This is a genomic window from Phytohabitans sp. LZ39 (assembly GCF_059359075.1).
The window spans coordinates 255,174-273,552 of the sequence record NZ_JCADBM010000013.1 but is presented as its reverse complement, the minus strand read 5'-3'; the positions used below and the strand labels follow the sequence as shown (position 1 = coordinate 273,552).

Annotated in this window: 15 protein-coding genes; 11 read left to right on the top strand and 4 right to left on the bottom strand. The window is 67.1% G+C overall.

All coding sequences use genetic code 11. From position 1 onward, the window contains the following. Positions 1-5: 5 nt before the first annotated feature. The 4 genes from AC5L36_RS25215 to AC5L36_RS25200 are packed head-to-tail and all read right to left on the bottom strand — an operon-like array spanning position 6 to position 6,071. Complete coding sequence (locus AC5L36_RS25215) at positions 6-1,298, bottom strand: Wadjet anti-phage system protein JetD domain-containing protein (RefSeq protein ID WP_441220540.1); 1,293 nt, start codon at positions 1,296-1,298, stop codon at positions 6-8. Positions 1,299-1,308: 10 nt separating this feature from the next. Then, positions 1,309-4,164 carry a hypothetical protein gene (locus AC5L36_RS25210; RefSeq protein ID WP_441220539.1) on the bottom strand — a complete coding sequence of 952 codons (2,856 nt, stop codon included), beginning with the start codon at positions 4,162-4,164 and terminating at the stop codon, positions 1,309-1,311. Next, entirely contained in the window at positions 4,151-4,792 is a 642-nt protein-coding gene (locus AC5L36_RS25205; RefSeq protein ID WP_441220537.1) for a hypothetical protein, read from the bottom strand. Before AC5L36_RS25205 ends, AC5L36_RS25210 begins: the two co-directional genes overlap by 14 nt. Continuing rightward, positions 4,779-6,071, bottom strand: a complete 1,293-nt coding sequence (locus AC5L36_RS25200) for a hypothetical protein (RefSeq protein ID WP_441220535.1) — start codon at positions 6,069-6,071, stop codon at positions 4,779-4,781. The genes AC5L36_RS25205 and AC5L36_RS25200 overlap by 14 nt, the downstream gene beginning before the upstream one ends. Positions 6,072-6,576: 505 nt before the next feature. Between AC5L36_RS25200 and AC5L36_RS25195 the strand changes: the two genes are divergently transcribed. From AC5L36_RS25195 to fxlM, 11 genes are all read left to right on the top strand, one after another. Then, positions 6,577-7,530 carry a competence protein CoiA family protein gene (locus AC5L36_RS25195; protein ID WP_441220534.1) on the top strand — a complete coding sequence of 318 codons (954 nt, stop codon included), beginning with the start codon at positions 6,577-6,579 and terminating at the stop codon, positions 7,528-7,530. A 320-nt stretch (positions 7,531-7,850) separates the two neighbouring features. Then, entirely contained in the window at positions 7,851-8,495 is a 645-nt protein-coding gene (locus tag AC5L36_RS25190) for a flavoprotein (RefSeq protein ID WP_441220532.1), read from the top strand. Between the two features lie 15 nt (positions 8,496-8,510). Next, positions 8,511-9,689, top strand: a complete 1,179-nt coding sequence (locus tag AC5L36_RS25185) for a helix-turn-helix domain-containing protein (RefSeq protein WP_441220530.1) — start codon at positions 8,511-8,513, stop codon at positions 9,687-9,689. Between the two features lie 152 nt (positions 9,690-9,841). After that, on the top strand, positions 9,842-10,750 hold the full coding sequence (locus AC5L36_RS25180) for a helix-turn-helix domain-containing protein (protein ID WP_441220528.1): 909 nt from the start codon (positions 9,842-9,844) through the stop codon (positions 10,748-10,750). 16 nt (positions 10,751-10,766) lie between these two features. Next, complete coding sequence (locus AC5L36_RS25175) at positions 10,767-11,381, top strand: Scr1 family TA system antitoxin-like transcriptional regulator (RefSeq protein ID WP_441220526.1); 615 nt, start codon at positions 10,767-10,769, stop codon at positions 11,379-11,381. Then, entirely contained in the window at positions 11,339-11,695 is a 357-nt protein-coding gene (locus AC5L36_RS25170) for a Scr1 family TA system antitoxin-like transcriptional regulator (RefSeq protein WP_441220524.1), read from the top strand. The genes AC5L36_RS25175 and AC5L36_RS25170 overlap by 43 nt, the downstream gene beginning before the upstream one ends. Beyond that, on the top strand, positions 11,692-11,898 hold the full coding sequence (locus tag AC5L36_RS25165; protein ID WP_441220522.1) for a hypothetical protein: 207 nt from the start codon (positions 11,692-11,694) through the stop codon (positions 11,896-11,898). Before AC5L36_RS25170 ends, AC5L36_RS25165 begins: the two co-directional genes overlap by 4 nt. A 163-nt stretch (positions 11,899-12,061) precedes the next feature. Then, entirely contained in the window at positions 12,062-12,247 is a 186-nt protein-coding gene (locus tag AC5L36_RS25160) for an FxLD family lanthipeptide (protein ID WP_441220520.1), read from the top strand. 89 nt (positions 12,248-12,336) lie between these two features. After that, the gene (locus AC5L36_RS25155) at positions 12,337-15,375 is read left to right on the top strand and encodes a lantibiotic dehydratase (RefSeq protein WP_441220571.1); all 3,039 of its coding nucleotides are present in this window, start codon (positions 12,337-12,339) and stop codon (positions 15,373-15,375) included. A gap of 132 nt (positions 15,376-15,507) precedes the next feature. After that, positions 15,508-16,527: a lanthionine synthetase C family protein gene (locus tag AC5L36_RS25150; RefSeq protein ID WP_441220518.1), complete on the top strand. Its 1,020-nt coding sequence runs from the start codon at positions 15,508-15,510 to the stop codon at positions 16,525-16,527. Between the two features lie 39 nt (positions 16,528-16,566). Next, on the top strand, positions 16,567-17,775 hold the full coding sequence (gene fxlM, locus AC5L36_RS25145) for a methyltransferase, FxLD system (RefSeq protein WP_441220516.1): 1,209 nt from the start codon (positions 16,567-16,569) through the stop codon (positions 17,773-17,775). Positions 17,776-18,379 lie beyond the last annotated feature (604 nt).

The following is an 18,379-nucleotide window of genomic DNA, read 5'->3' as shown; positions in this document are numbered from 1 at the left end:
CCGGGTCAGGGTACGGCGTCGGTTCCCGCATTCGCCGGTGCTGCGACCTGTGCAAGGTGATGCTCAAGCTTCGGGATTAGGTGGTGCATCGTCTCCTGCTCACGGCCAACTCCGGTTCTGGCCACCTGTGCGGCCAAGTCTCTCAGCATCGGATGTCCGTTGGTGGCCAGGCGTGAGGCGAGGGCGCGTTGTTCTTCGTCTTGTTCCAGGAATGCCGAGGCCGCGTGTAGTTCGACGGTCATGAAGATCGGCGTGACCGCGACGCCGGAGCGGGCCTGGACATCTCCGACGATCGCGACGCCGTGCGCGTCCAGGTCAGACCAGCAGACAGTGGGTTTGTCGATGAGCTTGACGAGGCTTACCAGGCTGTTGTTGACGTAGCCATGCCCCCAAAGGCACAGCCAGGTGTCGGGAACGTCGGAGTGGCGGCATATCGCTTCGAACGTGTCGAGGTTCTCGACGATCAGGACTCCGTGGATGTCCGAGTAGTCGAGGGTGCCGAACTGTTGTGCGCTGCGGGCTGGGATCGCGACCCATGGACGTGCTGCGGAGGCGTCCACGATGACGTCGTCGCCTGTCCACCGTAGCGGCCCGCGGAGCCGGACCTCCGGCTCCGCAGTCTCTACCGCTTGGTCGAAGGGCACGCCGATGATGCGTTCAAAGGCCGCGATGCGCGCGTCGGTCCAGGCTTTGGACCAGCCGAGTTCTTTGGCTGCCAGTTCGCGGGCGGAGAGTCTCTCGTCGTTGGCGGTGGCGCGGTACCAGCCAGCCGCTGCGCGCAGGGCTGCGTCGTAGACGGACCATTTCGTCGTTCGAGCACGTGTGCCCTCTGGTACACGGAGCGGACTGCCGTGGGGCGCCGCGGAGAGGCGGGCGTGCTCGTCGGCTAGTTCGTTGGTTGAGAAGATCGCGGCGAGGAGGGTGTGCCGCGCGTGATCGGGTTCGAGCTTGCCGAGCGTGTGGCGGACCTCGTCGCGACGGCCGTCCGCGATCTGTGCCCGGTAGGCTCGCCAGTGGTAGAGCGCCGCGGTGCCTTCGACCTTCTCCTCCAGCCGTAGCACCCCACACGTGGCGAGTATCGCCGCCACCTGCTCCTCTTCCGGGCGAACGAATACGCCGGTGATCGATTCAGTGGGCAGTGCGCGTCGCAGCAGGGCGCGGGCAGCAGTGGCGGCGGCCGGGTCGAGGCGGGAGATGACCGTGTGCGCCTCTTCGGTGGCTGCTACCGGATGGATGCGTCGGCCGTGGGCGTACTTGCGGCCGATCCGGACGCCTTCGGTGTCGCTCGAACGTGCCATTCGTGTGGCCCTAAATGAGTGGCTGTTGTAGTGATCGGAATCGTTCTTCGAGTTGACCGGCGCCAAGCCGGGACATCAACCGGACGGGCGGGCTGAACGCCGCGCCTGGCTCTCGCGGCAGGAAACTTACTTGCACGTCACACCAGTCCGCTTCTTCGTCGGTGTCTTTGGCGTTGGTCGGGGCACTCAGCACGAACTGCACCTTGGTTCCGAGATTCCGCATGATTTCGATGATCTGGCTGTTGTTGGTTCCGTCCAAGTGTGCCTTGTGCTCGTCGACGATCAGGAGGTCCGCGGTGCGCCCCAAACTCATGGCTGCGAGCAGCAGCAGAATCGAGATCTTGGTCCCTTGGCCTCCGGAGTGGCTGTCGTCTTGGTATGAGACGGGGTTCTCGCCTGCTTTGTGTGCCACCAGGACGTCAACGCCATATTCGTCGGGGACATCTCCGGGAACGAGTCGAATATCCCCGACGATTCCAGCGATCTGGCAGATCTCGATGAACCGGGCACGTAATTCCCGGACCACAGCGCGAATATGCTCGTCGTAGCTTGCGCGGGCGCTTTGGACGAGCCTGGCCCGCTTCTCCATCTCTCCGCTCTTGTCCGTGATGAGTTCTTCGACACTAACCAGACGGTCCTTTTCTGCCTCGTGCTGGCTCACGATGATCGGATCGCGAACGTCGAGCGGGTACCGTGCGGTGTCCGCCACGTCGAGGGCGAGCCGGTCGCGTTCGAGTTGAAGCTCCGCCGGCTTCAGCCGGGCCGTCTCAGTGCCTGTGTACTGTGGCGGAAGCGGATGATCGGCAAGGTCGATCTCACATGCGACTCGTTTCTTGTTGAGCACCTCCAACTCGGTGACGGCTTGCTCACCCTCGCTCTTCCTGGCCTTGGCCTTCTCGGCCAGCTTGTTGACTTCGGCCTTGTCGCGTTCGATCCGCCCGAGCAGTTCGCGCTCCTGCCGGCCGACCCTTGTGAGTTCGTTTCCGATCATGTTGCGTCCGAGCCTGATGCGTGCTAGGTCGCCGCAGGCGACTCGAAAGTCGAGTCTTGTTGATTCGAGTCCACGGACCGTTTCAGACAGTGCGTATGCCTGGCTCAGGCGATAGCGTAGCGACGGTACCGCGGCGTCGATCTCGTCGGATTGTCGCCGCGCCTGGTCGGCGGCATTTTCGAGTTGCGCCATCGTGCGGGCGCGGGCGTCGGGATGAAGCACCGGATCGCGTACGGGGGTGAGCCGGGAGACCACAGGGCCATGCCGCATGCCGTTAGTGGTAGTTGCAGGGGTGCCATTCGCGTTCAAATGCCCGACCTCGTCCATGTTGGCGGCCGCTGTCGCGTCGAGGTGTGCGAGGAGGCCGTGTAACTCGGGCGGCGCGGCGGTCGTGAGGATGTCGAGCGGTGCGCCCGTGCCGCGGCGGATGATGGGCCAGGTGTAGGCCGCGTCAATCGCCTGCTGGCATGCGGACCGGTACTGGCCGTCGGGCACGAGGATGCCCCAGATGGTGTCACCGAGTGCGGCTTGCATGTGCTCGGCATGGGCGTCGTCGTCCGCGGTGGCTTCAAGAAGATCACCGACGGTCGACGCGCTCACGCCGATTGCCCGTAGTTGGTCGAGGAAGGCGCGTACCGCAGGCGGTGCCAGGGTTCCGCCCCGGCGGATGCGTTCGCCATCCGCGTGGCTGCGTTCATGATCTCCACCGGCATCCTGGCGCGCATGGAGAGCCGCGGCCAGTTCGGCCTCGGCTTCGACGACTTGTGCATCGACGTCCGGGACGGTGAGCCCTCCGGTTGCCGCCCGTGCGGAGCGCAGCTCATCCCAAGCGCGGGCGAAGCGTTCGCGGGCCTGTCCGTACATGGTGTTGGCCTCGGAGAGATCACCTTCCAGCGCCTTGCGGCATCGCGTGACACCCGGAAGCTGCTGGGTCAGCAGGGCCAGGTCTTGTTCAGCTGTGCGGTGCTCGCGCTGCAACTCCTCCGCTTCCTGGTGCAGCCGCGCTTGGTCGGCCTCCTTGGACTTGATCTCCCTCTTGATTGCGTCCAGGTCGTTGTCGGCTTCGAAATGGCGTGCTGCGGGTAGTAGAACCTCGTCGATCTCGGTGAGCCTCGTCCTGTCACGCATCCAGGCGCGATGCTGACTCAGCTGAATCCCGAGGCGTTCGACGTCGATCTGCTTCTGCTCGTATCGCCGCTTGGCGTCACGGTGCGCGATGACGGCTTCGTCGTGTTTCACCTTGGCCAGCCGGAACTTTTCCAGAGTCTCTTGCCGTCCGGTCAAGTCGAGCAGCCGCTTCATCAGCCCGCTGGGGCGCTCGGCAACGAGCCGGTCGGTCGCGCCTTGCGGCAGGGCCAGGACTCCCCGGAGGGCTTTGGTGACCCCCGCTCGGGTGAGAATGGTGTCGTACTGGTCCGGGCCTTTCCACTTGCTCTCCGGGTAGCGCTCCATGAGGTCATCGAGTTCGGCGTTGACGTCGGCGCCCCACGTCACGCGGCCGGGCAGGAAAAGGTACTGACGTTTGTCGCCCCGTACGCGGCAGACCACGGTCACGTGTTCGACGTCGAGTCCGGGTCCGGCAACGGCAAACACGCGGTGCGACTGCCCGGGGTGCCTCGGGTTGGCGAAGGTTGCCCGCAGCCATGCTTGGTCGGCTGGTACGCCGGAAGGCTTGCCGTTGAAGATGTAGCTTCCCGGCGTGCGGTGTCCGGACAGGTCGCTCACGCCGAGGATGATCTTCAAGCCGTCGAGCCAGCAGCTCTTCCCGGAGCCGTTCGGACCTACGGCCATCGTGATCCCGGGCGCGGCGAGTGGAATGATGTCCGGCCGCATCGAGCCCCAGTAGACGAACTGCGCCTCCTCAATCTGCGGCATCGTCACTCCCGCCGTCGACCGTCGTACCAGTGGCCTCCTCGCCCGCTTCGCTGTCGGCTCCACCTGTTGCGCGCTGCGCGCGCAGCAGCCTCTGGTGTCGCAGCAGCAGCCGGCGCGCCTGCTCGCTGGCGCGGACCTCATCCAACGCGTCCATCATTGGCCCCGCAAGCAGCTGACCGTCGCGTTGGACGAGGAACCGGGTTCGCTTCAGCTTCGTTATGGAGATCTCGATGGACCGTGGGTGAAGCGTGGGAAGCTGACCGATGATGTCGGCTTGATCGAGGGGAACCTCGACGACGGTGTCCTCCTCCGGGAACAGTCCATCCTCGTCGAGAGGCAGGCGTGAGTTCTCCATAGGCAGGAACCGCAGATGCAGCCAGCAGACCGCGAGCACCGCAAGGTCCTTCGTGTCGAGTGCCTGCGGCGAGTTGTTGAGATTGATGTCCGGCAGCGCGCGTGACAAGCGGGCGGTCCAGCAGTCGAAATGGTGAGAATAGATCAGCTCGCAGCCGACCTCGCTGAGCCGAAGTTCTACCTCCTGGCGTACGTCGTCGTCGCGAAGTTCTGGCACCTCACGGGCGGGCAGCATGGCCACGAGAAGGGCGCCGCTGATCTCAGTCGGCGTCATCGGCGGCTCCAGCCGAAGGGCTTCTTACCCAGGTCGCCGACATCCAGCCGACATCGAACATGTCCAACCGTAGAAGGTCGGTTCTGGCGTCCAGTACGGCGCGGAGAGTGCCGTCGCCGCTCGGTCCGTGCCTCGACCACGCCTCGACGGCCTGGACGTTGCGTCGCAGGGCCTCGTCCCAGCCGTTGTCCACCACCCAGTCGGACAGCAGCGCGCTGCCGGATGCGGCCAACCGTTCCAGCGCGCTGACCGCTCGGTCGACGGGGTTGTCGCCGACGGTCAACGGAGCACGAATCGACAGTGCGCTCGGCGGGGGAGGCGGCAGCGGACGCTCCCGGATCCGCCCAAGGTAATCGTCCAAGGCGGTGAATGCCGCGACCGTGTTGACGGCTGACAGGAAGACCGGACTGCGGGCGCTGTCTCTCACCAAGTCGGCAAGCTCCTCCACGCCGGTTTCTTCGATGGCCTTACGCAGATCTTGGCGATCCACCCGTAGCGTCCCACGAAGACGCAGGTCAGCGCGGCGGGACAAGTGCGTGACGACCTCGTCAGCAAGCCGCCCGACGCTCGCGATGACGTCATGCGCCCGTTGATCGTGCTCCAGGAAAAGAGGATCACCCTGGAACCGCGCGAACATGTCTTGCTGCTCCTCAAGCAGCGTTTGCATGTCCTGGACGTGTGTCCCGGCCATACGCGCCGCTTCCAGCAGCGCCTCTTCGGAGAAGTCGTTCAGCAGACCGCGTAGCTCCTCATAATCGAGTTCAAGGACCGCAATGGCGTTGAGGAACGCCTCGTAGGCCATCTGCGACGGCGCGTTCATCGCTTCCGCCAGCCGCATCGTGGCGGACAAGACCTTGATGATCCGGCTGTAGTCCACGCCGGTTGTGGTGAGCGCACCGCACACCGCGGCCACAACCCTCGCTTCGCGAGTGAGCTGATAGACGCTGGTGCGGCTGTCGTAGGACAGCAGTTCGGCGGTACGCAAATCTTGAACCAGCCGCGACACGGACAGCGGATCCATCCACGCAACGCAGTCCTGTATCACCCGGATCGACAGTCGAGCCCGTGGCTGCGTCGCCAGCTCACGCAGAATCGCAACCCGGTACCGGGCAAGCGGCCCCCGCCCCACCAGACGGGCAAACAGTCCGATAATTGGCAATGCTTGATCGACAACGGGCAGTGGTGTGAGATCTTCATGGATAAGCAGCGTCGGCGTCCAACTATCTGCACTGCGATCCTGCCCGTAGCCATCCGGGTCGACCCGAGGTCCATCGATCACGCATTGACGATAGCGGCTGAACGGTGCGTGAACCATGGGCAGGAAGCACCACCGTTCCGGGCCCCATGGCGTCTCGTGAGGTCGCGGATCCCGCATCCAGCACACATGGTGCAACTGGACAGTTAAACGTAGACGGCGGTGAGGCCGGCACCGACGGCCATGCCGTACTGACTGTGCCGCGGTGTCAACGCGAGTGCGTGCCGGGGCGCCGCGCTGGCGCAACACGATCCTGGCAGACGTGAGTGCCGGCCGGCGAGCTATAATCGTCGATGCCGAGGCTCGGCACGGACTTACAAATCTCGATATTCGCCGCACCGACGAACAACGATTATCACCGACGCCACCACGATCCGCGTCGACTGACCAATCACCTGCGGCCTCTCTGAATCTCAGGACTTCTTCGCTTTCCGCGCTATCTCCAGCTTGACGTCTGCCGTCGCTTGCCCCTGCGCATGGCCAGTGGGCGATCCGGTAGTACCCGCCGTTCCTGACGAAGGAGCTCCTCATGACCACGACCGCCTCCGACCTGCTGGTTGTCGGGCTCGACCTGGCCACCGGCAAAGAAGTGCACATCGACGACGCGCCACTGTCCGTGTGGCACGCGAAGAGTTTCCGACGCGGTGACGCCACCCTGATCTGCCATCACTGCTATATCGGTGACCAGACCCCGGCCGGCACCATAGTTCCGCTCGTCGTCCGCGGTCGCCACCAGGGCGTCCGTCGCGCGCACTTTGCCCATCCACCCGGTATGGCTCCGGCGGGCGGACACCGTCCCGAAACCCTCTGGCACAGCGCGGGCAAGCACCTCGTCGCCCGCTGGGCCGCAGCCCTACCAAATATCCAGGCCGTTCAGTCCGAGCATTGGCTCGTCGACGGCAGCCGCCGCGCCGACGTGATGGTCACGTTCACCGGCGGCGCCCAGCTCGCGGTCGAACTCCAGCACCAACTCCTACCCGACCCGGACTGGGTGGCCCGCCATCATGCCTACACAGACCGCGGCATCGCCGACGTCTGGCTGTGGCATCCCAGCATCAGGCACGACCCGCGGATCGTGCTGCGCGAGGGCCTGCCCCTCTGGAAGCTCGATGTCGATGCGGCACGACTGGCTATCGGGTACGGCGCGCCCCACCGCGCGGGCCAGGATTGGTACCTTGCGGCCGACCCCGGTGTCTACGACTGGCACCACCCGCCATGCCCCGGCGACGACATCGCTTTCGCGTTCCGGCCACTGACCCAGTTTCGCCTCGATACGGAGGGCATCCTGCTGCCCATCGACGTTGCAGCGCTGCTCGACAGTGAGCGCAACTTGCGTCGTGCGGAAGCCGTACCGGAAGCCGCCCGGCGCGACCCCGGCACCTCCGGCCGGCAGACCCCTGCCACCGTCTGCCTCGACCCACCCATACCGGCCGCATCCCTTGCGCAGGGCAGGCGATCGACAATACGCATCGACTGCTATTGACACTCGCTCGATCAGCGCGCCCGACGCCATATGCGCTACACCCGCCCCATCTGGCGCCATACAAATCGCCCAAATTGTCATAGCGGTCTCTATGGCGCGTGTTGTCTAGGATTTGTCCAGGGTGGCCGCGCGGACAGCCGTCACCCGCCGGGCGGCTGTCCGCCCGGTGGCGGAATCATCCACGTTGCCAGATCCCACAGCGACTGTAAATCTCTGCAGCAGCGTCCAGCGCAGCGTCTCGTCGGCGACCGCGTGGGAGGGGCCGGACCGGGGGACATCGATCAGAGTCGGGCGAACGCTGCTGCCAGCTGGATCGCGTCGTGGACATCGTCGGTGGCCACCGACCGGAAGGCGTTGGTGCAGCACGGCTGACCGTCCGCCATGATGGGTTGGTGCGCAAGCCGGTTCTGTATGTCGTCGCTTGTGGCGGGCGTCCCGCCGGCGACCTGCCCAGCTATATCCCCACGTTGCAGCAGGACGGCTGGGAGGTGTGTGTCATCGTCACGCCGTCCGGGCGGAAGTTCGTCGACGCCCCTGTGTTAGCGGAGATCACGGGACACGTCGTGCGGTATGACTACAAGCAGCCGGATGAGCCGGATGTGCTGCCACGCCCGGACGCGCTCGCCGTCGCACCGGCGACCTTCAATACGATCAACAAGCTCGCTGGCGGTAGCAGCGACACCCTGGCGCTTGGGATTTTGAATGAGGCGATTGGGCTGGGGCTGCCAATTGTGGCGGTGCCGACGCCAAACGTCGCCCTCGCGAGGCACCCAGCCTTTCGGGCCAGCGTTCGATCACTTCGGGAGTGGGGTGTGACGTTGATCTTCGATCCTGAGGTCTATCCTTTGCCGACGCCGGACATGGGTCCATCGGCCGCTGAGCTGTTTCCGTGGGACGCACTCCTGGCTCATCTGAAGGACGTTCGCGAGCAGGTGGCCGCGCGACTTTCAGGTAGCGATGGATAGGGATTTGAGGCGGGGATGGCCGTGCGCGGTGACCACATCGGAATTCGGGTCCGGCATTGGCGGCTGAAGCGAAGCCTCAGCCAACGCCAACTGGCGGGGCTCGCCGGTGTCAGTCAGGGGTATATCGCGCAGATCGAAGCCGGCACAAAGGCGGTCGACAAACGCAGCTTGCAGGTTGCCCTCGCCGGAGCTCTACAGGTGTCGGTCGCTGACCTGACCGGCCAGCCTTACGATCCGCAGACCATCGAGCACACCGCCGCGGCTGGTGCCGTCCCCTCAGTCCGGGCAGCACTGCTGGCTCTGGCGCTCGACGATCGTCGCGAGCCGCGGCGGTCGATCGACGAGCTGCGCCAGGCGACTGCGGTGGCAGCGGACCTTCACAACGCCTGTCGATACGATCAGCTCGTCCCGATGCTGCCTGATCTGCTGCGCGACCTCTACTCGTTCGGCGACGAGCCCGCGGCGCTGCGGCTGCTCTCCTGGACCACGTACGCCGCGACGTTCGCGGCCAAGTACCTGGGCTATCCCGATCTCGCCCTGCTGGCCTCCGGCCAGGCTTCCCGGACTGCTAGCCGGTTGGGCGACCCGGCGTGGCTCGGTGTGGCTGAGTTCGCGATGGTCCATTCGCTCCCGCCGGAGAGCAAGGACCTCGCCGCGCGCCGGTTGCCAAGAGCGATCGCGCAACTCGAGCCGTCGTCAGGCGACGGTGCGGCGGCGCAGGTCTATGGGATGCTTCATTTCACCGCCGCGTTGTTCTCAGCCGTGTCTGGCGATAGCTCCAACGCGTACGCCCACCTTAATGAGGCGGATCAAGTCGCGGCCAGGACTGGTGAAGGTAACTTCGCGCAGATGTGGTTCGGCCCGACCAACGCCAAGATTTGGCGTGCTGGTGTCTACGCCGAGTTGGGCGACGGCGGTCGAGCACTGAAGCTCGCCGACGTTAATGTCAGCCATATCGGCGCCCGCGCACGTAAGGCGACCTACTTCGCGGACCTCGGCAGGGCGCTGGCTCAGACGAAGAGGCATGACCGGGAAGCGCTGACGTATCTGCTGCGTGCCGAGTCGATCGCGCCGCAACGGGTCCGGCTGTCACCGCCGGTTCGGGAAACGGTCGGCGCGATGTTGCGGCGTGCACGCAAGGCCGCCGGGGGCCGGGATTTGCAGGATCTTGCGACGCGGCTGGGCACAGTCTGATTACCACAGGTAATCAAATTCCCGCGCAATTCGCCTAGCTTCCTTCTTGGCACGGAGCCGACAGCTAACTGTCGGCTCGCGGTGCCCAGTTGTCCCCGGGTGAGGAGGCTTTGACATGCCTGCGCTAAATCGTGCGGCACGAGAAGCCGATCGTGAGCACGGAGGTAAGCGTGCCATCGCGTCGTGATCGTGACGAGTCGTCGCTGCGGTCGCGGTGGCTGGGTCGCGGGTTGCGTGAGCTGCGTGAGGATCGTGGGCTGACACTGAAGTACGTCGCCAACGTCCTGGGTGTGCAGTTCGCCGATCTCGCGGCTCATGAGCACGGGCGGCAGGTGTTCGTGTTCGACAAGGTAGCCGCGCTGTTGGACGTGTACGGGATCCACGACCGGGTCGAGCGTGATCACCTGCTAGGGCTGGCGCGTCAGGTGTTCCGGCTACCGCGGTGGCAGGACGACTTCGCCGGACCCGACCTGGACGTGTCCATGTTGGACTACCTGTGGCTGGAGTCGGTCGCGCACCGGATCTGCTGCTACGGACCAGTGCTGATGCCGCCGCTGCTGCGGACGCCGGAGTACGTGGAGGCGGTCATCCGCTGTGAGGTGAAGGACATCTCGGACATGCAGGTGGGCTGGTGGGTACAGACCTACCGGGACCGGCAGGAGACCGTGGAGAACGGCCGAGTAACCGACGTCCGCGCGGTGCTCGCCGAATCCGTACTCCGCCGACCGGTCGGCGGCGCCGCCCGCACACTGCCCGGCCAGCTCGGATACCTAACCAAGCTGCGCCGCAGCGACCGCATCCAAGTCCGGGTCCTACCGGACGAGGCCAGCTACGTGCCTTGGGCGGATGGCTGGTTCACGCTGTTCGAGCTGCCTGAGCCCTATTCGCGGCGGGTGGCTTGCGCCGGCCACGTCCGTGGCGTGGCCATCCATGAGGGTGCGGTGGCCGAGGTGTATGCGGGGATGTTCGACCGGCTCTGGGACGCCGCCACCACGCAGGTCGAGTCGGCGGCGTTGATCGGCGGCCTCGCCATCGACCTACCCATCGAATCGAACAGTTAAGGAGAGGGGCACGACCGTGCCGACCAAACGGGAACAGTTCATCCAGACCATCCGCGCCCAATACCTGGGCGAGCAGATGCGTAAGCTGCGGGAGGACCGAGGGCTGACACTGAAGTACATCGCGGCGCACCTCGGCGTCGAATTCTCCACTCTCGCCCGCTACGAGCGGGCGGAGTGGCCGTTCCGCCGCGACCACGTCATCGCCCTGCTCGACGTCTATGGCGTCTACGACGAACTCAAGCGGTCGCAGCTGATCGAGCTGTCGCAGTCGGCGTGGCAGATCAACCAGTGGCAGCCGGTCACGAGCCGCTACGACAGCCTCTTGCCCACGAACGGGAAGGGATTGCTGCCGATCGATCCCTGGTGGTTGCAGGCCAAGGCCGAGGAGCTGTGTATCTACGCCCCACTCCTGGTCCCGGAGGTGGTGCAGACCCGCGACTACGCCGAGACCATCGTCCGGCAGACGGTTCAGGACGGGCGGCAGGTCGATCAGATCGTCGCCCGGCTGATCGGCCGGCAGCAGCAGTTGGACGACCCGCCGCGCACCCGGTTGACCATCCTGCTGGAGGAGCAGGTGCTGCCCGGATCGTGGGCGGCCGGGCGGTACTGCACCAGCAGCTCGAGTTCTTGACCCGCACCGTGGAGCGACCGCACGTGGACATCCGGGTTCTGCCCGACCGGACCGGCTGGCACCCCGGCCTGGACGGCGCGTTCACCGTCTGCATGCCGCCGCGCCCGTACCCGCCGGTCGCGCTGGTCGACCACCTCACCGGACGTCTCGCCGTGGAAGCCACGGACGCTGACCGCTACGTGGACATATTCGCCAAGCTCAAGGAGACCGCCCTGGAACCGGTCCGTTCCGTCGAGATTTTCCAGGAGGCGGCCGACGACCTATCCGGCGGCAGCCGAGCGGCCGGTTCGACCGTGCAGGAGGCAACGGCGTGATGCTCCCGGTCAACTCGGACGCTGCCAAGGCGGTCGTCACCGTGGCGGCGCAGCGGATCGCGGCCTACGCCGACCGCAACAACATCCCGATCGACCAGGCCCAGTGCGAGGAACTCGCAGACGATCTCGTGCACGTGTATCAGGCGTTCTTCGCCGGCCTGACCCACCGCAGCCCGTTGCCCGGCGCGCAGCCGACCGGCTGACGGCACGAAGACCGGGTCTGCCGCCGCCTGTGCCCGCACTCCCTGGCAGGAGCCACCCCACGGGCGGCGGCAGACCCTTCCACCGGCCGAGCGGCAGGAACCGCGATCTCCTGGACCGTGCGGGTCCAGGTGGCCACATCCACCCTGTCGAAGGAGCGATCAGATGACCCCGGGAACCATCAGTGGCGCGGTCCTGGACCGGGCCGACCTCGCCGAGCCCGACGCACTGCTCGATTTCGAGCTGGACGTCCAGGTGACGCTCGACACCGGTGACGGCTACACGGTGCGTCGCTGCGACACCAGCGACAACTGCGCCGCCACGTGCGCATCGTCGTGCGCGAGCAGCTGACCAGATGACCAACCGGTCGCGGGCCGGCCGCCGTCGGCCCGTGACCACCACATGGCCGCACGAACGGGAGGAGGTGAGTCGTGGGCGACATGCATGCGCCGCTGTATCGGCATGCGGGCGGTGCGATGCTCCGGGCGGCGGTGCTGCCGTTGTCGCAGGCGCCGAAGCGGTGGCCGGTCTTGTCCGATCCAGGCTCGTGCCGGTTGTGGCTGCGTAAGGTGTGGGCGCTGCCAGGCTTCGCCGAGGCGGTCCGGTACGCCAGCGGCCCGTTCGCCGGCGAGGTCGAGGCGGTTCTCGATGGGACCGTGACGCAGACTCGGCGGGTGCGGCGGGCGACGTTGTCGGGGCTGCGGTATCTGCTGCGCGCGGTGGGCCGCCCAACACCGTTCGGCATGTTCGCCGGTGTCGCCCCGGTCGAGGTCGGCGGAGAACCGCACGCGTCGTGGGGTGCGCAGCACCGGCTGCTGGTGCGGGCGGACACGCTATGGCTCGACGCGGTGATCGAACGGCTGGAAGCCGACCCGGCAGTCCTGCGGGATCTGGAAGTCGTCTTCTCGGACCTGGTGGTATTCCGCGGCGGTCGGATCGAGGTGCCACGCGGGCCAGGACGGGCGACGATGCGCAACACCGCGGTCGTGCGGCTGGTCCGGGAGGCCGCCGCCACGCCGATCGCGTGGCAGGTCTTGTGGGCCAAGGTCGCCGAGGCGTTCCCCGGCGCGCGACCGTCCACTATAGACGCTACACTCAGTCAGCTCGTCGCCAACGGCGTGCTCGTCACGAACTTACGGGCGCCGATGACCGTCCCGGACCCACTGGCGTACCTCGTCGACGCGATCTCACGCACAACTGCGACACCGGCGGGCGACATGGTTGGGGAGCTCCGCGAGACCCGCCGGATCATCCACGCGCACAACGCGACCGAGACCCGCCAGGACGAACTGCCGCAACTGCGGGCCGCCGTCGCGGAACGGATGCGGCAGCTGTCTTCGGCTGGGCGGACGGCGCTCGCCGACGACCTGCACCTGGACTGCCAGGTCACCACCCCCACCGGTTTGGTCGAGGAGATGGCGTCCGCAGTGACCGCGCTGCTGCGGCTGACCCGCCAGCCCCGCCCGGACCCGGCGTGGAACGACTGGTGTCAACGGTTCTGTGACCGCTACGGCACCGGCGCGGTTGTCCCGGTCACGGAGGCCGTGCACCCAGACGCGGGGATCGGCTGGCCGGCCAGCTACCCGGCCAGCACGCTTACCGCACCCGACGAGCGGGTCAGCCGCCGCGATGAACAGCTTCTGCGGCTGGCCTGGGAAGCGGTCACCGACGGGCGTCGTGAGGTCGTCCTCACCGACGAGCTCATCACCGCGATCACCGCCGCCGAACCGGTCAACCCGCGCTGGATCCCCGCCCATGTCGAACTCGGCGCCCGCATCCATGCCAGCAGCGTGGAGGCGCTGCGGGCCGGCGACTACACGTTCACCGTCCATCCGGCCCAGACGTTCGGCACGCTCACCTCCCGGTTCGAACCGACCGTCGCCCAAGCCGGCATGGCCGCCATCTTCGCCGCAACCCCGACCGCGACCGCCGGGGCCTTGGCGGCGCAGATGTCGTTCCCGCCATTGTTTCCGTACTCGGAGAACGTCGCCCGCCTCCCGGCCTACCTGCCGCACGTGCTGCCGCTGGGTGAGCACCGCGTCGGCGGCGACGCGAGCGTCATCGGGTCAGGTGACCTCGGTATCGTCGCCGTCGCGGACGGCCTGCACCTGGTCAGCATCTCCCGCCGCCGCGTGGTCGAGCCGCAGGTCTTCCACGCCCTCGCCTTGGAGAAACAGGCGCCGCCGCTGGCCCGGCTCCTGGCCACCATGGGCAGCGGCTTCCTTGCCCGCTACACCGAGTTCGACTGGGGACCGGCCGCCGCACGGCTGCCGTTCCTCCCCCGGGTGCGCTACCGGCGGGCGATCCTCTCACGCGCGACGTGGCACATCACCGCCGCCGCCCTTTCTCAGGCTGGCTCGTGGGATGAAGCGCTGGCCGGCTGGCGGCAGCGTTGGCGATGCCCCGACGTGGTGGAACTCCACGACGACCACCGCTCGCTCCGGCTGGACCTCACCATCGCCGCCCACGCCATTGTGCTCCGCGAACACCTCGATAGACACGGCCACGCACGGCTGACCGAGTCCGAAACCACCGATGACTGTGGCTGGATCGGTGGGCACGTGCACGAGATCGTCCTGCCGTTCGCCCGCGCCACGCCACCGGCCCCGAACCCGGTCGCCGGTCCGCTGCCGCTGGTTACCAACGCGGCCGGCGCTCACCTTCTCACTAGGTCGGGACCGTCCTGGTTGTACGCCAAGGTGTTCACCCACCCGGAAAGCCTCGACGAACTCGTTCGTGTCCACGTGCCCCGCCTGCTCGCCATGCTCGACGGTGATCCTCCGTACTGGTTCGCCCGCTACCGAGGCATGCGCGAGACCGACCATCTACGCCTGCGCATCCGCGTCAACAACGCAAACGATCACGCCGCCGCCGCGATGGCCGTCGGGCACTGGGCCCAGCAGCTCGTTGAAGCCAGCGCGGTGTCGCACCTGACGTTGGCGCCCTACTATCCCGAGATCGGCCGCTACGGCCCCGGCCCGGCGATGGACGCCGCCGAAGCGGTCTTCGTCGCGGACTCCCGCGCGGTCGCTGCCGCCATGCGACTTCTCCCGCTGCGGCTGATACATCCGATGGCGGTGGCCGCGATCGGCATGGTCGACATCGCTGACGGCTTCCACACCAGCCCGGACGCTGCTACCGGCTGGCTCCTGGAACACTTCGCCGCCGAGAGCGGCCCTCCGGTCGACCGGGCTATCGCCGACCACGCGGCGATCTGGGCCACACGCCGGACGCTTCCGGACGGCAGCGACATGCCCATCCTGGTCGCCGAGGCGTGGCAGGCCCGCCGGGCTGCTCTCGCCGCCTACCGCCCAGAGTTGCCAGACAACGCCTTCACCGATCACGTCCTGTCCTCGCTGCTGCACACGCACCACAACCGGGCCCGGCTCATCGACCGCGCCGACGAAGCCCGCTGCCGCCGTATGGCCCGGCAGATCGCCCTCACCCGCCGCGCCCACACCGGTGTCAGCCCGTCATGAGCACCACCGTCACTACGAACGAGTGGACCCAGTCACTCGCCGACGGCGCACCCGGGATCGCCCCTACTCCATGCCGAACGCGCCCGCGCCGGCCTGGCCGGACGGGAACCAGTACACCGCCTCGCCATCGCGATGACTCGCGAACCCGTACACGCCCACCCCGAAGTGAGCAACCTGTTCCGCGGCGCGCCCGCCGTCGCCTACGCCCTCCACCACGCCGGCCAACCGTCCTACCAAACCGGCCTGGCCACCCTCGACGCCGCGATCCGCACGCTCGTCGCGCAGCGCCTCGACGCAGCGCTCCAACGAATCGACGCAGCACGCCTCGCCCGCGCGAGCGAGTACGACCTGATCAACGGGCTGACCGGCCTCGGCGCATACCTAATACACCGCCACCACGACCACCCGCTGCTCCGCGAGATCCTCGCCTATCTGGTCCGGCTCACACGACCCATCCGGGTCGACACTCGGACCCTGCCCGGATGGTGGGCGACAGGGAGCCCGGACCGGCGCCAGTCCCCACGCTGGCACGGCGGCCATACCGGGTTCGGCATGGCACACGGCATCGCCGGACCCTTGGCGCTACTGTCAGTAACGATGCGGCGCGGAATCATCGTCCTCGGACACCAAGACGCCATCCACACCATCTGCGCCTGGCTCGACCAGTGGCGCACCGGTCCCGACCGGAACCCGTGGTGGCCGGACGTGATCGGCCGAGACGACCTGGCCGCACGCACCACCGCCCACGGCGCCCCGCACCGGCCCTCCTGGTGCTACGGCACACCCGGCATCGCCCGCGCTCAACACCTCGCCGCCATCGCCACCAACGACTGGCAGCTGGCCGAGCTCGCCGAGCACGCCCTCATCGGCTGCCTCACCGACGACCGCCAACTCGCCCAGATCACCGACCCGGGCCTGTGCCACGGCTGGGCCGGCCTCGTTCACACCGCCCGCTGCGCCGCCGCGGACACCGGCAGCCGCGACCTCGCGAACGCCGCAGAGACCGCCGCAAGCCGGATGTGCGACTACCTTCGCCGCCACAGCGCGCCAACCGACGATGGCCTGTTGGCGGGAGCTACCGGTGTCGCACTCATCGACGCGGCTGTGGCATCCACCAGGCCGCGGTGGGATACCTGCCTCCTGGTCAGCTGACCAGGCCACCCCCCAACACTCGACTAGGCGAAGGAACCGATGAACGACACCACCACCGGCACCAGCCCCGAAGTCCTGCGCGAGCGGATGGTCGACCGCATCCTGGCCAACCAGCGCCTCACGCCTTCGGTGGAGGCCGCCCTGCGCCACGTTGAGCGACACCGGTACGTCCCCGACGCACCGATAGCCGACGCCTACGCCGAACAAGCCGTCATCACCCACACCTTCCCCGACGGCACCCACCTCAGCTGCGCCTCCGGCCCCACCGTCGTCGCCGCCATGCTCAACGCCCTCGACGTCCAACCCGGCCACCGGATCCTCGAAATCGGCGCCGGCACCGGCTACAACGCCGCCCTCCTGGTCACTCTCGCCGGCGCCGACGGCACGGTCACCACGATCGACATCGACCCTGACGTCACGGCAGCGGCCCGGCGCAACCTCGACGCCACTGGCTTCGAACGCGTCATGGTGCTCACGGGGGACGGGGCGCACGGTGCACCCGAGCACGGCCCGTACGACCGCATCATCGTCACTGTCGGCGCCTGGGACATCCCACCAGCATGGTGGGACCAACTCGTACCCGGCGGTCGGCTCGTCCTCCCGCTCCGATGGCGCGGCACCACCCGCGCGGTCGCGTTCGTCAAACGCGACACCCACTTCGAATCCGACTGGGTCTACCTCTGCGGCTTCATCCCCATGCTCGGCCAACCGGGCGAGCAGAACACCACCATCGACACCGACGGCCTGGTCACCATCCACTACGACATCGACCAAGCAGTCGATGTCAAAGCGCTCCAAGGCGTCCTGACACGCGAGAAGACCACCGTGTGGGCCGGCGCCACCGTCGACGCCAACGAATCCCTCGACCGCATCTGGCTCCACCTCACCGCGACACACGACGACACGGTCCGCATCGAAGCAGACCAGAGAGCCGTCACCACCGGCCTGTGCACGCCAGCGATCGCCAGCCGCAGCCCCGCCCTCGTCGATGGCAACTCGCTGGCCTACTTCACGATCCGTCGCACCGAGACCTCTGAACGATGGCAGCTCGGTGCCGTCGGTCACGGCTGGAGCGGTGAGCAACTCGCTGAGCGCATCATCAACCAGATCGACAATTGGGATCGCAACCGCACCGCTGATCCCCAGCTGCTCGCCTACCCGACCGGCACACCCGTACCCGACGCGCTAGATGGCAAGGCCATCTCCAAGCCCAACGTAACCCTAGTCCTTCGCAATATCGACGTCTGACCGAGCGGCGCGGAACGGCGCCAATGCCGTCCGCCGCAGGACGGTCCGGCCCATCACGGGCCATTCGGCGGCGGCGACGCCTGCCACACCGTGATGGCCAGGGTGTCGTAATTCCCGAGCAGGGAATTGGTGACCTTGATACAGGCGACGAGGTCGTGCCCCAGGTAGCAGAATGCCGTTCCTGGCTTGGGGAAGATGACCGACGAGGTGAACCGCGTACTCGCGACGCAGTCCGCGTAGGTCGGCGTACTCGCATCGAGTGTGGCAAGCGTGCCGTGCTGATCCGGGGCGTAGAACCCGTTGCTCCAGCTCAGAAACAGTTCCGCCCCGGATCGATCCTGATCGGCCGGGTGGGGTTGGCGCCGAAGGTGAGACCGTATCCGCCCGGCAGGTCGACGGTGAACTGCGTCAGCCTGCTGCCTGCCGCAGCAGTGGGGTTTGTCGAGTGCGTGACCGCCGGCGTCCGCGGCGCGTCGCCGCTCGCCGGTGCGCTGCTTTTCGGCCGGGACCGCGGTGGAGTTCGAGGCTTCGCGGCTTGAACGACAAGAAACCGGCGACCAGCGATCCGATCATCGTGGCAATCGCCGTGATCCACGCTGCGCCA

Coding starts and splice junctions, on each gene's coding strand:
- AC5L36_RS25215 (WP_441220540.1), bottom strand. CDS start 1,298: ATGGCACGTTCGAGCGACACCGAAGGCGTCCGGATCGGCCGCAAGTAC.
- AC5L36_RS25205 (WP_441220537.1), bottom strand. CDS start 4,792: ATGACGCCGACTGAGATCAGCGGCGCCCTTCTCGTGGCCATGCTGCCC.
- AC5L36_RS25185 (WP_441220530.1), top strand. CDS start 8,511: ATGGCCGTGCGCGGTGACCACATCGGAATTCGGGTCCGGCATTGGCGG.
- AC5L36_RS25160 (WP_441220520.1), top strand. CDS start 12,062: ATGACCCCGGGAACCATCAGTGGCGCGGTCCTGGACCGGGCCGACCTC.
- AC5L36_RS25210 (WP_441220539.1), bottom strand. CDS start 4,164: ATGCCGCAGATTGAGGAGGCGCAGTTCGTCTACTGGGGCTCGATGCGG.
- fxlM (WP_441220516.1), top strand. CDS start 16,567: ATGAACGACACCACCACCGGCACCAGCCCCGAAGTCCTGCGCGAGCGG.
- AC5L36_RS25150 (WP_441220518.1), top strand. CDS start 15,508: ATGACTCGCGAACCCGTACACGCCCACCCCGAAGTGAGCAACCTGTTC.
- AC5L36_RS25155 (WP_441220571.1), top strand. CDS start 12,337: ATGCATGCGCCGCTGTATCGGCATGCGGGCGGTGCGATGCTCCGGGCG.
- AC5L36_RS25195 (WP_441220534.1), top strand. CDS start 6,577: ATGACCACGACCGCCTCCGACCTGCTGGTTGTCGGGCTCGACCTGGCC.